Source organism: Streptomyces sp. SudanB5_2050 (genome assembly GCF_964272335.1).
Taxonomy (GTDB): Bacteria; Actinomycetota; Actinomycetes; order Streptomycetales; family Streptomycetaceae; genus Streptomyces; species Streptomyces rochei.
In genome coordinates this window covers 6,384,413-6,397,791 of sequence record NZ_OZ186760.1, presented here as the reverse complement: position 1 = coordinate 6,397,791, position 13,379 = coordinate 6,384,413, and the positions used below count along the sequence as shown (strand labels likewise).

General features: G+C 74.6%; 12 protein-coding genes. 3 read left to right on the top strand and 9 right to left on the bottom strand.

Annotated elements, in window-relative coordinates; all coding sequences use genetic code 11:
- Positions 1-47: 47 nt before the first annotated feature.
- From ACFZP7_RS28290 to ACFZP7_RS28275, 4 genes are all read right to left on the bottom strand, one after another.
- A complete protein-coding gene (locus ACFZP7_RS28290) occupies positions 48-440 on the bottom strand; it encodes a gas vesicle protein (RefSeq protein ID WP_078495078.1) in 393 nt (130 codons plus the stop codon).
- 77 nt (positions 441-517) lie between these two features.
- Complete coding sequence (gene ligD, locus ACFZP7_RS28285; protein WP_385636568.1) at positions 518-1,444, bottom strand: non-homologous end-joining DNA ligase; 927 nt, start codon at positions 1,442-1,444, stop codon at positions 518-520.
- A complete protein-coding gene (locus ACFZP7_RS28280; RefSeq protein ID WP_385636565.1) occupies positions 1,441-3,288 on the bottom strand; it encodes a transketolase in 1,848 nt (615 codons plus the stop codon). The genes ligD and ACFZP7_RS28280 overlap by 4 nt, the downstream gene beginning before the upstream one ends.
- On the bottom strand, positions 3,285-5,192 hold the full coding sequence (locus ACFZP7_RS28275) for an FAD-dependent oxidoreductase (protein WP_385636563.1): 1,908 nt from the start codon (positions 5,190-5,192) through the stop codon (positions 3,285-3,287). Before ACFZP7_RS28275 ends, ACFZP7_RS28280 begins: the two co-directional genes overlap by 4 nt.
- A 166-nt stretch (positions 5,193-5,358) precedes the next feature.
- Here ACFZP7_RS28275 and ACFZP7_RS28270 point away from each other — a divergent pair, with 166 nt between their 5' ends.
- Positions 5,359-6,321 (top strand): LLM class F420-dependent oxidoreductase, encoded by a 963-nt coding sequence (locus tag ACFZP7_RS28270; RefSeq protein ID WP_385636560.1) that lies wholly within the window; start codon positions 5,359-5,361, stop codon positions 6,319-6,321.
- A 97-nt stretch (positions 6,322-6,418) separates the two neighbouring features.
- Here ACFZP7_RS28270 and ACFZP7_RS28265 read toward each other — a convergent pair whose 3' ends face one another.
- Positions 6,419-6,925 (bottom strand): phage holin family protein, encoded by a 507-nt coding sequence (locus ACFZP7_RS28265; protein WP_385636558.1) that lies wholly within the window; start codon positions 6,923-6,925, stop codon positions 6,419-6,421.
- A gap of 81 nt (positions 6,926-7,006) precedes the next feature.
- On the opposite strand from ACFZP7_RS28265, the gene ACFZP7_RS28260 reads away from it, so the two are divergent.
- A complete protein-coding gene (locus tag ACFZP7_RS28260) occupies positions 7,007-7,354 on the top strand; it encodes a VOC family protein (RefSeq protein WP_031017967.1) in 348 nt (115 codons plus the stop codon).
- Between the two features lie 18 nt (positions 7,355-7,372).
- Here the strand turns inward: ACFZP7_RS28260 and ACFZP7_RS28255 are convergent, their stop codons facing one another.
- Positions 7,373-9,406: a DUF5107 domain-containing protein gene (locus tag ACFZP7_RS28255; RefSeq protein ID WP_385636555.1), complete on the bottom strand. Its 2,034-nt coding sequence runs from the start codon at positions 9,404-9,406 to the stop codon at positions 7,373-7,375.
- A gap of 125 nt (positions 9,407-9,531) precedes the next feature.
- On the opposite strand from ACFZP7_RS28255, the gene ACFZP7_RS28250 reads away from it, so the two are divergent.
- Entirely contained in the window at positions 9,532-9,879 is a 348-nt protein-coding gene (locus ACFZP7_RS28250) for a DUF6204 family protein (RefSeq protein WP_019328643.1), read from the top strand.
- On the opposite strand, the gene ACFZP7_RS28245 is transcribed toward ACFZP7_RS28250, so the two are convergent.
- From ACFZP7_RS28245 to ACFZP7_RS28235, 3 genes are read right to left on the bottom strand one after another with little or no spacing between them, the layout of a single operon-like run.
- Positions 9,851-10,414, bottom strand: a complete 564-nt coding sequence (locus tag ACFZP7_RS28245) for a GNAT family N-acetyltransferase (protein WP_031017972.1) — start codon at positions 10,412-10,414, stop codon at positions 9,851-9,853. The genes ACFZP7_RS28250 and ACFZP7_RS28245 overlap by 29 nt on opposite strands.
- 36 nt (positions 10,415-10,450) lie before the next feature.
- Positions 10,451-11,374 carry an LD-carboxypeptidase gene (locus ACFZP7_RS28240; RefSeq protein WP_164287814.1) on the bottom strand — a complete coding sequence of 308 codons (924 nt, stop codon included), beginning with the start codon at positions 11,372-11,374 and terminating at the stop codon, positions 10,451-10,453.
- Positions 11,371-13,338, bottom strand: coding sequence for a prolyl oligopeptidase family serine peptidase (locus tag ACFZP7_RS28235; protein WP_385636551.1), 1,968 nt, complete (start codon positions 13,336-13,338; stop codon positions 11,371-11,373). The genes ACFZP7_RS28240 and ACFZP7_RS28235 overlap by 4 nt, the downstream gene beginning before the upstream one ends.
- Positions 13,339-13,379: the final 41 nt, after the last annotated feature.

The following is a 13,379-nucleotide window of genomic DNA, read 5'->3' as shown; positions in this document are numbered from 1 at the left end:
ACGGACCGTGTCCGCGGCGCGCGGACGTGATCGACCGGCCGGGCGGCCTAGCGGCCACCGCGGGCGTCGGCCCGTCCCCGCTCGTAGCGCCGCACCCGGCGGTATCCGGTGAGCTGCCCCTCGGGGTCGAGCTGCACCAGGTAGCTCGCCATCAGGCTCATCGTGTCGGGGACGCGCTCCAGCTCGAGCACCTCGACCTCCAGTGCCCAGCCCTCCTCCGTCTGCTCGAAGGACGACACGGACTCGGCGGTCATTCCGGTGAGTTCCGCGAGTTGGGCGCGAGCCTCGCGCAGCACCTCCATCGGCCGCGGTCGGCGCGACTCCTGCGCTTCATGTGAGTTGTGGGTCTTTCGTGACTCCTGGGAGTCCTGTGACTTCTGTGATTTCCGTGAACTCTGTTGTGAGCCTTGTGATTCGGACGTGTTGTTCGTGTTCGACATGGCCACCTCCCCCTCCGTGTGGCCGCAAGAGTGTTCGCCAAACCTCCACGGACTCACCTGTGCTGCCGAGATTCCGCTCAGCCGCGCAGGGCGTCCAGCCTCCGCCGGGCGGGGCCCAGGCTCCGCGCGCGCCCGGTGATCCGGGCCCAGGGGCGGGTACGCGCCTGGTCGGCGGCGTCCGCGATCGTCCAGCGGCGCGCGTGCAGCGCGGGATCGTCGAGCTGGTCCCAGGACAGCGGGGTGGCGACGGGCGCGCCGGGCAGCGCCCGGACGGTGTAGGGGGCGACCGCGGTCTGCGCGTAGGCGTTGCGCTGGATGTCGAGGTAGAGCCGGTCGCCGCGGTCCTTCTTGCGGGCCGCGGTGGTGAGCCGGTCGGGATGCCCGGCGGCCAGCACGTCGGCGACGTCGCGGGCGAACTCCCGTACCTCGTCGAATCCGTGACGGCCGTTCAGCGGCACGACCACGTGCAGCCCGCGGGACCCGGTGGTCATCAGCGCCGACGGCAGCTTCAGCTCGTCGAGCAGTCCGCCCAGCAGGACGGCCGCCTCCCGCACGGCCGGGAAGTCGTCGCCGGCCGGATCGAGGTCGAAGACCATCAGGTCCGGCGTCTGGACCGCCCCCACCCGGGAGAGCCAGCGGTGCAGGGTGAGGGCGGCCTGGTCGGCGAGGTACAGGAGCGTGGCGGTGTCGTCGCACACCGTGTGGCGGACGGTGCCGCCCTCCTTGGCCACCTCCGCACGGGCGATCCAGTCCGGGTAGTGCTCCGGGGTGTTCTTCTGCATGAACCGGGGCCCGTCCACGCCGTCGGGGCGACGCTCCAGCATCAGCGGGCGGCCCCGCAGGTGCGGCAGCACGAACGGGGCCACGGAGTGGTAGTAGTCGACCAGGTCGGCCTTGGTGTACTCCTCGGTGCCGCTCTCCGCGGGGAACAGCACCTTGTCCGGTCGGTGCACCTCCACCGAGCGCCGGCCGGCCCGGACGGTCCGTACGGCGTCACGGCTCACGGGACGATCGCCTGCTCCACCAGCATCCGTCCGGCGGCCTCGATGGACTGGGCGTCGATCCCCGCGGCGTGCAGCTCCTCGGCCGGGCTCGCGGAGCCGGGCATGGTCTCGACGGCGAGCCGCACCAGACGGGGCACGGGCCGCCCGTCGGTGAACGCGTCGAGGACCGCGTCGCCGATGCCGCCCTCCCGGCGGTGGTCCTCGACGGTCAGGAGGCAGCCGGTGTCCTCGGCGGCCTGCCGCAGGGTGGCCCGGTCGACGGGCTTGACCGAGTAGAGGTCGATCACCCGGACCCGGATGCCGTCCCGCTCCAGGGCGTCGGCCGCGGCCAGTGCCTCGTGCACGGTGACGCCGGCCGCGACGACGGTGAGCCGGTCCTCGTCGGAGGAACGCAGCACCTTGCTGCCGCCGACCGGGAACTCCTCGTCGGCGCCGTAGATCACCTTGCTGCCGCCGCGCGAGGTGCGCAGGTAGCGGATGCCCTCCAGGCCGGCCATCTCGGCGACCAGGCGGGCGGTCTGGTTGGCGTCGCACGGGTAGAGCACGGTGGAACCGTGGACGGCGCGCATCATGGCGATGTCCTCCAGCCCCATCTGGCTGGGTCCGTCCTGGCCGATGGCGACGCCCGCGTGGGAGCCGACGAGGTTGATGCCGGAGCCGCTGACGGACGCCATGCGCACGAAGTCGTAGGCGCGGGTCAGGAAGGCGGCGAAGGAGGTGGCGAAGGGCACCCAGCCGCGCGCGGCCATTCCCACCGCGGCGGCGACCATCTGCTGCTCGGCGATGTAGCACTCGAAGTACCGCTCGGGGTGCTCCTTGGCGAAGTACTCGGCGCGGGTCGAGTCCCCGACCTCGCCGTCGAGGGCGACCACGTCGCCCCGGGCGGTGCCGAGCGCGGCGAGGGCTTCACCGAAGGCGTTGCGGGTGGCGACCTCGTCGCCCTTGTCGTAGCGCGGCAGTTCGGCCTCCCCGGTGCCGGCCGAGTGCAGCGCCCGCGCGGCCGGCGGCTCCTGCACCCGCACCCGGAGGTCGCGTGCTCCGCCCAGCTCGGCGATCGCCTCCTCGGCCTCGGGCAGGGGCTTGCCGTGCTGGCCCTCGCGGTCCTCGACGGCCTCGACTCCCTTGCCCTTGAGGGTGCGGGCGATGATGGCCGTGGGCTGGCCCTGAGTGGACAGGGCCTCGCCGTAGGCGCGGTCGATGGCGTCCACGTCGTGGCCGTCGATCTCGACGGTGTGCCAGTCGAAGGCCCGGAAACGGCGGGCGTACGCGTCGAGGTCGTGGCCGTGCCGGGTCGGGCCGCGCTGCCCCAGCCGGTTGACGTCGACGATCACGACGAGGTTGTCCAGGCGCTCGTGGCCGGCGTGCTCCGCGGCCTCCCACACCGAGCCCTCGGCCATCTCGCTGTCGCCGCACAGCACCCACACGCGGTAGTCGGTGCGGTCCAGCCGTTTGCCGGCCAGCGCGATGCCCACGCCGACGGGCAGGCCCTGGCCGAGCGAGCCGGTGGCCGTCTCTACCCACGGCAGCCGCTGCGGGGTGGGGTGGCCCTCCAGTCGGCTGCCCAGCTTGCGGAAGGTCAGCAACTCCTCGTCGTCGATGGCGCCGGCCGCCTTGTAGGCGGAGTAGAGGAGGGGCGAGGCGTGTCCCTTGGAGAGGACGAAGCGGTCGTTGCCGGGGTGGGCGGGGCGCTCGAAGTCGTAGCGGAGGTGGTGGGCGAGGAGTACGGCCATCAGGTCCGCGGCGGACATCGAGGACGTGGGGTGCCCGGAGCCCGCGGCGGCGGACGCCCGCACGCTGTCCACGCGCAGTTGCTGTCCGAGGTCGACGAGTTCACCGGTGTTCATGAGTCTCCTTCCACGGCACGGCCGTCGGTTCGCTTGACGGGGCCGGGGGCGATGTCGGGTCCGGGCGGCGGCTGGTTCGGCGGGGGTTCGGGGCCGGGGTCGGCGGGGGGACCGGCGGAGCGCGTCGGCGCGGGGGCGCCGGGCGACCGGGTTCGGCCGGACGACCGGGTTCCGCCGGGCGCCTCGGAGCGCCTGACCCCGGTGGACGGCTTCGGCGCGGCGGACGGCTCGGCAGCCTTCCGTGACGTGCCGGGCGCGTGGGCCGGGCGGGGCCGGGTGCTCTCCGAGGTGCGGTGCCTCTTGCCGGAGGCCCCGTCCGCGCCGGGCCGGCCGGGGTGCTTCCGGGCCGGTTCGCCGCCCGGCTGTGCCTTGGCCGGTTCACCACCCGGCTGGCTCTTCGCGGGTTCACCACCCGGCTGCCCCTTCGCGGGTTCACCGCCCGGCTGGCTCTTCGCGGATTCACCGCCCGGCTGGCTCTTCGCGGGCTCTTCGCCCGGCCGCGCCTTCGCCGGCTCCCCGCCCTGGCGCCCCTCGGCCGGCTCCGTTCTGCCGGGGCCACCCACCGATCCCGCCGACCCCGCCGGCCCGGCGTCCGGCCGTCCCGGTACCCGGGCCACCTCGGGAGAGGCCGACTCCAGGGGTACGGACCAGGACCGTACGAGGCCCAGCTGGACCGCCTGGCGGGGCAGCACCGCGTCGAGCAGCCAGTCCGCGGCCACCCGCACCCGGTTGCCCGGCATCGCCGCGAGGTGGTAGCCGCGGGTGACCGCGCCCGCCGCCGGGCCGGACATGGGCACCCCCAGCGGATTGGCCGCGGCCTTCGCCCCGCCCAGGTCCACCACGAACCCCATGTCCCGGTGCCGGTAGGCGCGCCGCTGCCCGCCGATGCCGAGCGACGCGGCGACGTTCTCGGCGCAGACCTTGCCGTGCCGCCAGGCGTGCTGCGCGGTCATCGGCGTGTACTGGCCCGGCTTGGTCAGGTCGGGCACGGCGGCCACGTCACCGCAGGCGAACAGCTCGGGCCGCCCCGGCACCTGGAGGTGCGGGTCGACCAGCAGCCGCCCGCGCTCCATGGGCAGCCCCAGGGACTCCACCAGCGGGTCGGGCCGTACGCCCACGCACCACACCAGCGTCCGGGTGTCCACGGTCGTGCCGTCGGTCAGCAGCACCCCGTCGTGCGTGGCCTCCTTCACGGAGGTCCCCATGCGCACGTCGACGCCCCGCTGCCGCAGGACCCGCTCGGCGGTGCGGGAGAGCCGTTCGTCCATCTCCGGCAGCACCCGTTCCGCCACGTCCAGCAGCATCCAGCGGGGCCGCATGCCGGTGCGCATCGGATGCCGGCGGACCTGGGCGTCGGTGTACATCTGGCCGTGCGCGGCGACCTCGGTGCCGGTGTATCCCGCGCCCACCACGACGAAGGTGCAGCGGGCGGCGCACTCGGCGCGGTCGTCGGCCGCCGCGGCCAGCTCCACCTGCCGGGTCACGTGGTCGCGCAGATAAAGGGCTTCCGGCAGGCCGCGGAAGCCGTGGGCGTGCTCGGCGACGCCGGGAATGGGCAGCAGCTTGTTGACGCTGCCCGCGGCGAGCACCAGCCGGTCGTAGCGCAGCGTGCCCTCGCCGCCCTCCGGGTCCGTGTAGTGCACGGTGCGTCCGTCGAGGTCGATGCCGTCGGCCTCGCCGAGCACCAGCCGGACGCGGGGCAGGGTGCCCGACAGGGACACGCTGACCCGGCGCGGTTCCAGGATTCCGGCGGCGACCTGGGGCAGCAGGGGCAGATAGAGGAAGTAGTCGGTCGGGTTGAGCAGGACGATGTCGGCCTGGTGCCGGGTGAGCCGGGACAGGGTGCGGGCCGTCCGGTACCCGGCGAAGCCGGCGCCGACGATCACGATGCGGGGTCGGCTCACGGTTCGCCTCCGGGCTGTCGCGTACCTCGTGAGCCTTCCGCGTCCCCTTGACCAGGGCGCCCAAACGTCCGGCGGGGCGGCGGCCCGCCGGCCCCTCGGTTTCCCCGCCGCCGCCCGGGTACCCGGCCGCGGACCCACCCCCTCCACTTCCCGGAGGCAACCCCTCATGCCCGAGTACGGCTACTTCCTCTCGTGCGAGCAGTACGGTCCCGCGGAGCTGATCGAGCAGGCGCGGATGGCCGAGCAGGCCGGGTTCCAGGCACTGTGGATCTCGGACCACTACCACCCGTGGAACGGCGAGCAGGGGCAGAGCCCGTTCGTCTGGTCGGTCATCGGCGCGCTCTCCGACGCCGTGTCCCTGCCCGTCGAGACGGCGGTGACCTGCCCGACCGTGCGCATCCACCCGGCGGTGGTGGCGCAGGCGGCGGCGACCAGCGCGGTGATGACGGACGGCCGCTTCCGGCTCGGCGTCGGCACCGGCGAGGCACTGAACGAGCACATCCTCGGCGACGCCTGGCCGGCCGCGCACGTGCGCCTGGAGATGCTGGAGGAGGCGATCCTCGTCATGCGGCGGCTGTTCACCGGCGAGGAGGTCAACCACCACGGCACGCACTACACGGTGGAGAACGCCCGCCTGTACACCGTCCCGGACGAGCCCGTCCCGATCGACATCTCCGGCTTCGGCCCGGCCGCCACCAAGCTGGCCGCGCGGGTGGGCGACGGGTACATCACGATGATGCCGGACGCCTCGATGGTGGAGCAGTACCGCAAGGGCGGGGGCGGCGGGAAGCTCGTCAGCGGGGGCACCAAGGTCTGCTACGACACCGAACGGGACGCGGCGGTGCGGACCGTGCACCGGCTGTGGGCCAACGAGCTGCTGCCGGGAGAGCTGGGGCAGGTGCTGCCCTCACCCAAGCACTTCGAACAGGCGCAGACCCTGGTCACCGAGGACATGGTCCGTTCCAACCGGGTCTGCGGCGACGACGCGGACGAACACGTCGCGGAACTGAGGCGGTTCGCCGACGCCGGCTTCGACCGGGTCTACGTCAACCAGATCGGGCCGGACCTGCGCGGCTTCTTCGACTTCTACCGCACCAAGGTGCTGCCGCGGCTCCACGAGGAGTCCTGACCCGCGAGCAGAAGGGCGCCCCCGCGCGACGCATGTCGTGCGGGGGCGCCCTTCTGTCCACGGCCGGCCGTGTCCTCACGGCCGCTGTGCCCCGCCCTCACCGGGCCTCGGGGTCGATGTCGTCCTGGCGCGGCGCCGCGGGCCCGGTGCCGCCCGGTGCGGGCGTACCGGCCCCCGGGGCGCCGGTGGCTCCGCCCGCGCCGCCGGGCGCGACCGGCGGCATCGGCGGGTACGGCATGCCGAGCCCGCTCGGCGGCACGCCCGGCGCGTCACCGCCCACCACGTGCTGGTGCCCGGCACCCGGCCGGTCCGTGTGGGGCTTGGCGGCTCGGCGCAGCAGGTGGGCCACCACCCCCAGGAGGACGGCCGTGATCAGCGCGGCGGCCCAGTCGGGCAGGGCGACCGCGAGGGCCAGGCCCACGGTGAGCGCGAGCGCGGCGCCCGCGTACAGGGCGGCGGCGCCGGAGGCGGCGTACAGGGTGGCCTTGCGACGCTGCTTGCGGGTCTGTTCGCGCAGCTCGTCGCGCACGGTCTCGCGTGCCACCTGCGCCAGTTCGTCGACCAGATGCTTGTCCAGGTGTTCCAAGTGATCCATGCGGTCCATGCGTTGCGGGTACCCCCGGGCGCACCGTCCATGGGCGGGGACGGCGGGACCGGTCCCGCCCTCCCAACTAGGCTCCTGCGCATGGACATTCTGGGAGCCACACTGCGCATCTATGTCGACGACCTGGAGAAGGCGATCCCCTTCTACGAGGGCCTGGCCGGCGGCCGGGCGCTCCGCTTCGAACGCGGCGGCGTCCAAGTCGCCGCGGTCGGCTGCTTCCTGCTGATGAGCGGACCCGAGTCCCAGCTCGAGGTGTTGCGCAAGGTGGCCGCGACGATCGCCGTGACGGACGTCGAGGAGACCCACCGGGTCCTCAGCTCCCTCGGCGCGGACATCATCGCGGGCCCCGTCCCGACGCCGGCGGGCCGCAACCTGATCGCCCGGCACCCGGACGGGGCGATCTACGAGTACGTGGACCGGCGGGCGTAGTTCCGGGCCGGGCGGGGCTCAGTCCCCGCCCGGCCGCATCCTGAAGTCGTACCGGGCCGGGAGCGGTTCGTCGCCGAGCGCGGCCCACAGCCGGCCGATGACCTCGTCGCCCTCGCGCAGGTCGGCGACCTCGAAACCCTCGTCGAAGACGGCCCGCGCCCGCTCCCTTCGGCCCTCGGCGGCGAGCAGCGCCGCCTCGGTCAGCCGGAACCGGCCGCGGGCCCGGACGGCAGGAGGCAGCCGCTCCCACACGGAACGGGCGTCCGCCGTGCGCCCCACCGCGAGCAGCGCCCCGATCGCCTCGCCGCCGAGCGCGGCCGTGGCCGCCGTCCAGGTCGCTCCGTCGGCGCCGGCGGCCGCCTGGGGGAGGTCCCCCGCCTCACCGGTCCCGGGCGCGCCGGCCGTCCCGGAGGAGCCGTCCGCGCCGCCCCTCGCCCATGCGCACAGGTCGTCGAAGGCTTCCGCGTACCGATCGGCGGCCCGCTCGTCGTGCCCCTCCTCCCGGTCGGCCACGGCGAGGCAGCGCAGCAGCGGCCAGCGGGCGGTGGCCCGGTCGAGGCCGCGCTCCCAGCTGCGCACCGCCTGCGCGCGGTCGCCCTCGTGCCACTGGGCGACACCCAGGTGGTACTCGGCGGCGGGCGTCGCCGCCGCCGTCTCCAGCATGTCGCGCCACGGGCGGGCGACCAGCGTGCCGCCGGGCGGCGCGTGGTGGTCGGGCTCGGGCAGCGAGCCGGCGTGCAGCAGGTGCAGCCAGGGCCGCTGCTCGTCGCCCAGGGTGGCCTCGTCGAACGGGGTGCCGGGCAGTTTCCAGCCGGTGCGCAGCACTTCAAGGGCGCCCCAGCCCGACCCGGCGGCCAGGCGCTCGCCGGGGTCGGCGTCCGCGTGGCGCAGCCACTCCCGGTAGGCGGCGTCGACCTCGGCGCGCGGCAGGGCCGCCTCCAGCCGGTCCTCCGCCCCGCGCAGTACGCCGTGCCACTCCCCTTCGGGGTCGGCGTCCAGCGGCCCGTACGCCTCCAGCCAGGACACCTCGCTCTCCGCCTCCAGCTTCACGTGCTCCAGCTGGGTGCGGGCGAGCCCGGCCTGGATCTCGCAGTAGCCCCCGGTGCCGGGTTCGGTGAGCCACTCCTGCCAGCGCCGCCCGCCCGGTCCCGTGCCCCACACGAAGAGCTTCCGGCCGCGCAGCGCGTCGGTCGACGTCTGCACCAGTCCGTGCCCGTCCGCGTCCAGGGCGGCGATCCAGCGGCGCCGGCCGTCCGGCACCTCGTAGAACCAGTCGGCGGCGTAGGCGCTGTTGCGCGGGTACGTCCGGTCCGCTCCGTCGTACGACGGCACGGGGACGCGGCGCAGCCGCCGCTCGTAGCCGAACAGCCAGGCCTCGTCGGCGGGCGCGAGGACGCGGCGGTCCTCGGGGACCGCGATGTTGGACCACCAATAGGTGGGCACCGGACGTTCGTGCGGGTTGCGGATGCGGACGCCGACGCGGAGGAAGTCCGAACCCTCCGGAAGCCACAGGTCGACCTGGAAGGGCAGGTCCCGCAGCCGCTCCCACTCCCACAGACGCAGCATCTCCCCGCCGTCGGGGGCCGGCACGCGGGCGGCGTGCACGGGCGAGCAGGAGAGGGTGGTGTGGCCGGTGGCGCCGATGTTCCATTCGATGCCGCCGGAGAACCAGGCGCCGTTGAGGGCGAAGTTGGCGGGCTGGAGGACGGGGTTGACGTAGAGCAGTTCACGGTCGGTCGGCTTGTGGAAGAGGGAGGTGACGCGGCCGCCCAGGGCGGGCAGGACGGTGGCCCGCAGCCGGTCGTTCTCCAGGACGAGGGCGTCGAACTCGCGGGGTTCGCGCACCCGCCCGTAGCCGTCGCGGACCGGCGCGGGCAGCAGGCTGCGCAGGGGTGCGTAGCCGACCTGCCGGGCCATCTCGCGGGGCAGGGCGGCCCGGTCGCGTGCGTCGATGCGGTGGGCCTCGTCCAGGGGGCGCAGTGGCGGCAGGGGGTTGTCCGGGCCGAGCGGCGCGGCGGGCAGCGTCAGTACCTCACGTCGGATGGTCGTCACGCTTCCCCATGGAAGCCGCTCGCGGGCCCGCTGAACAGGGTGCCCACCCCACCGATATTCGGTGGGCGGTGGTCCGGGACCGACGTACAGTCGGTCGGTCGGTGACGAGCACGAAGGAGCGGCGCGTGAGTGAACGGCACACCTACCGGGTGATCGTCCGGGGCACCTGGGAGGGGCTGACCGAGGACGCCCGGACGCGGCTGCTCGCCGAGGCGGGGGACCACGGGATGGCGAGCATGCGCTTCACGGAGGAGGGCTCGCTGTCGTACGAGCCCTCGCCGCTGAAGCACTTCTCCCTGCGGTACGTCGTGGTGTCCGACGCCGCGGACGGCGAGGAGATGGCGGGCGCGATCGCCGAGGACCGGGCGGAGACGGCGCTGCGGGCGCTCGGCTACGGGTTCCGCGATCTCAGGTCGACGGTGACGGACCTGGACACCATGAAGATCAACCGGAAGTCACGCTCTCGGCGGTGACGGCCCAGCGCTGGTGGTCCCGCCAGGCGCCGTCGATGTGGAGCATCCGCGGCGAGAAGCCCTCCAGGTGGAAGCCGCAGGCGCGGGCCAGCGCGATGGAGGCGGCGTTGCCCGGCTGCACGTTGATCTCCAGCCGGTGCAGCCGCATCGGCCCGAAGGCGTACCGCACGACGAGGTCCAGGCCCTCGCGCATCAGGCCCCGCCCGGCCGCGTGCGCGAACGCGCCGTAGCCGAGCGCGCCGCTCATGAAGCCGCCGTGGACGATGTTGTTGATGTTGACGAACCCGGCGATGGCGCCTGGGTCGGCGCCCGCGTCCTTCTCGCAGATCAGGAACCCGGCCTTGGTGGGGTCCTCGATCAGCCGGGCCGCGTACGCCTCGTACGCCTGGGCGGTGTCCGGCGGGAAGAGCCACGGGTGGTGCAGGTCCTTGCTCTCCCGGGCACGGGCGGTGAACTCGGCGCCGTCCTCGTAGGTGAAGTGGCGTATGCCCACCCGGGGGCCCTCGGCCAGGTAGCGGGATGCGTTGTGCGGCATTCCGCCAGCCTACGACGCACGCGTGCGGGGCGCGGGTCAGCGCAGCGCCGGTGCGTCCAGCGTCAGGGTGCCCGCGTCCGCGTCGAGTTCCGCCGTCACGCCGAACGGGATGGTCAGCGCCCCCTCGCAGTGCCCGAAGCCGAAGTCCTCGACGACCGGCACGCCGAGTCCGCCGAGCCGGTCGGCCAGCATCGGCCGCAGCCGTTCGTAGGGCTCGCACGCGTGCCAGGAACCCAGCAGGATCCCGCGGACGCCCTCCAGCAGGCCGGCCCGCAGCAGCTGCGTGAGGTAGCGGTCCAGCCGGTACGTCTCCTCCCCCACGTCCTCCAGGCACAGCAGTCCGCCGCGCGCGGACGCCCGCGCGTGCGGGCTGCCCACCTCGGCGGCGAGCAGGCACAGGCAGCCGCCGAGGGTGACGCCCCGCGCCCGGCCGGGGACCAGGGGCGTGCCGCCGGAGGCGATCACGCGGACCGTCTCGGGGGCGAACAGGGTGGCCTTCAGGTGCTCCTGCGCCCGTGCGTTCTTGAGGAAGTCGATCCCGGCCGCCATCGGTCCGTGCAGGGTGACGAGGCCCAGCCGGGTGGCGAACGCCTCGTGCAGCGCCGTGATGTCGCTGAAGCCGACCAGCACCTTGGGCCCCGCCGCCCGCATCGCCTCCCAGTCGAGGAGGTCGGCCATGCGCTGGACGCCGTATCCGCCGCGGGCGCACAGCACCGCGTCGACGGACGGGTCGCACCAGGCCGTCTGGAGGTCGGCGGCCCGGTCGGCGTCGGTGCCCGCGAGGTAGTCGAAGGCGGCGTGCCGGTCCAGGACGTGCGGGGCCACCACCGGGTCGAGGTCCCAGCCGCGCAGCACGTCCAGTCCGGCCTGGAGGCGCTCCTCCGGCACGGGACCGCTGGGGGCGACGACGGCGACGCGCGCTCCGGGGGCGAGCCGGGGCGGGCGGGTCAGGGGCTTCACCGGGTCAGCTCCAGGGTGGGGACGCCGGGTGGCTTCAGCCCGAAGACCTGGGAGTACAGGGAGAGTTCGGCCTCCAGGGCGCGCACCATGGTCTCGGCCCGCCGGAAGCCGTGCCCCTCGCCCTCGAAGGTGAGGTAGGCGTGCGGCACCCCGCGGCCGGCGACGCCTTCGAGGAACCGCTCGCACTGCGCGGGCGGGCAGATCACGTCGTCCAGTCCCTGGAGCAGCAGGAAGGGCGCGGTGACCCGGTCGGCGCGGCCGGCGGGGGACCGCTCGGCGTAGCGGTCGGGGACCTGGGCGTGGGGGCCGATCAGGCTCTCCAGGTACTGCGACTCGAAGTCGTGGGTGCCGCCCGTGGCCCAGCCGGTGAGGTCGAGGACCGGGTAGATGACGGTGCCGCAGGCGTACACGTCGGTGGTGGCCAGGGAGGCGGCGGCCGTCCAGCCCCCCGCGCTGCCGCCGCGCACGGCCAGGCGCTCCCGGTCGGCGGTGCCCTCGTCGGCGAGGGCGAGGGCTACGGCCGCGCAGTCCTCCACATCGACGACGCCCCACTGCTCGCGCAGCCGGTCGCGGTACTCCCGGCCGTACCCGGTGGAGCCGCCGTAGTTGACCTCGGCGACGCCGATGCCGCGGGAGGTGAAGTAGGCGATCTCCAGGTCCAGGACGAGGGGCGAGCGGCTGGTGGGGCCGCCGTGCGCCCAGATCACGTACGGCGGCAGTTCGCCGTCCGGGGCGCGGAAGCCGGGGTGGTGCGGCGGGTACACGTGCGCGTGGATCTCGCGTCCGCCCGGGCCGGTGAAGGTGCGGCCGCGCGGGCGGGGGTAATAGGCCGGGGCCACGGCGTCCTGATGCGGGGCGCCGATCACCCGGGACCTGCCCGTGCGGGCGTCCAGCTCGACGACCTCGTAGGCGCTGTGCGGGCTCGCGCCGACGGCCACGACGCGCTCGCCGTGCACGGCGAGGGTGGCCGCGAACTCGGTCCAGGGGCCGACCGCGTCGACGAGGTCGCCGGTCTCGGGGTCGAGTATGCCGAGGGCGGTGGCGCCGCGACCGTGCACGACGGCGATCAGACCGCTGTCCAGCGGGGCGAAGGAGCGCTGCCCGAGCCGCCACAGGGGTGCGCCGAACTCCTCCTCCCGGGGGCACAGGGGCTGTCCGTCGCGGTAGACGTTCCACCAGCCGGTGCGGTCCGAGGTGTACAGCAGGCGGCCGTCGGGCGCCCAGTCGACCTGGGCGATCGACTCCCGCGGCCCACCGGCGACGGTCCGGGCGTCCTGGAAGGTGCCGTCGGGGCCGACCTCGGCGACGATCAGTTCGGTGCCGTCCCACGGCATGCGGGGGTGGTCCCAGGCGAGCCAGGCCACGCGCCGGCCGTCGGGCGAGGGGCGCGGCCCGGTGACGAACCGGTGCCGTTCGCCGGTGAGTTCGCGCAGGGCGCCGCGGTCGTCGGCCGCCGATCCGTCCAGGGGGACCGCGACCGGGACCCGGCGTACGTCGGTGGGCCCCTCGCCGGTGAACTCCTCCAGGACGCACCACACCTCGCCGCGCTCGGGGCGCGGCTGCGGCTCGGCCCAGCGCAGCCCGCCGCCCACCCGGGAGACGGGGGTCAGCGGACGCGGCTCGCCGGCACCCGGCCGCCAGGAGTACAGGCGCTGGTCGGCGAAGTTCACGAAGACGACCTGCGGCCCGGCGTCGGTCGGGTACGCGGCCCAGGGACGGCCGCCGTACTCGATGACGCGGCTGCGCACGTTCCACGGGGCGGGCAGCACCGACTCCTCGGTGCCGTCGGGGTGCCGACGCACCAGGGTGCGGCGACCGCCCTCGGTGGGCCGGGGCGCCGTCCACCACACCTCGTCGCCGACGAAGCCGACGTCGTCGGGCCGCCCGTCGTGCGCGGCGGCGAGGGCCGCGTCGACCGGCGACGGCCACGATCCGTACGGCAGGGTCTGCACTGACTCCCCCACTCTGTCCTCCAGCTCCTTCTCGGTGCGGTCCCCGGCCGTGG